We start from the raw sequence: 1,041 nt of genomic DNA on the forward strand, positions 1-1,041 counted from the left end.
CAGGCTGTGCTCGCCCCGCAGTCGCGCCAGGCGCCAGTGCAGCGGCGCATGGAAGCCGATGGCCTGCTCGAGCGCCCTGCGCCCCCCCGGAAATGAGGTGGTAGCCGGGGTCGTCGGCGCCGTCGCCGCGCTCCGCACTCGGGACCCTGGCGGCGGCCTTCGCGGCGGCCAGCGCGTGCTCGGCGATATCCAGTTCCGAATGGCGGGACCGGCGGGCCAACTGCTCGATGGCGTCGCGGTAGAGGTTGCGCGTGGGAAAGTCCATCGCGGCGAAGTGGCTGCCTTCGCGCAGCCGCTCGTCCACCAGGCTCACGCTTTCGAACAGGTCGGCCCAGTCGATGTCGGACATGAGGCGCAGGCTGGTGATCACGTTGCGCACGGTGACGTTGGAGGCGCCCTGGCGCTGCTGGGCATGCGACACCACTTCGTCGATGGTGGTGCCCTGCTGCTGCAGGCGCTCCTGCAGCCAGCCCAGTGCCGGCATGGTCCGCGGGTCGTGGTCGCGCAGCCGCTTGGCGAGCTGGGCGGCGAACAGCTCGGACAGCGCCAGGGGCGACCGCGCGGCGATGTCCTCGTCCAGCGCCGAGCGGGCGGAGCCCAGGGCCATCAGGTGCGTGGCGAGCCGGTCGGCGTCGGCCCGCGCGGCGCGTCCCACGGTCATCTGGTCCACCAGCCGGCGCAGGTTTTCGATCAGCACGATGCGCAGCGTGATCGCCACCGCCCACAGCTCGCCGATGGTCAGCGGCTGCACGCGCTGGTAGGCCTGCAGGAAGGCCCGCAACGTGCCCGCATCCACATGGCTGTCGGTGTGGGCCACGAAGGCCCAGGTCAGGCCCAGCACCCGGGGATAGCCCGCGAAGGGGCCCGATGCGAGCTTGGGCAGCTGCCGGTAGTAGTCGGCCGGCAGATCGCCCCGGATGTCGCGCACCTGCTTTTCGACGAGGTGGTAGTTGTCCAGCAGCCACTCGGCGGCGGGCACGACCCGCCGGCCCGCCTCCAGCTCGGCCGCGCTGGCGCGGTAGGCGGCCAGCAGCACCCGAG

General features: G+C 72.2%; 1 pseudogene. It reads right to left on the reverse strand.

Annotated features, from left to right (window positions below):
- Positions 1-1,041, reverse strand: a pseudogene (locus AC27KI_RS25670) (glycosyl transferase); the annotation flags it as partial.

The organism is Acidovorax sp. KPB24-03 (assembly GCF_057546605.1).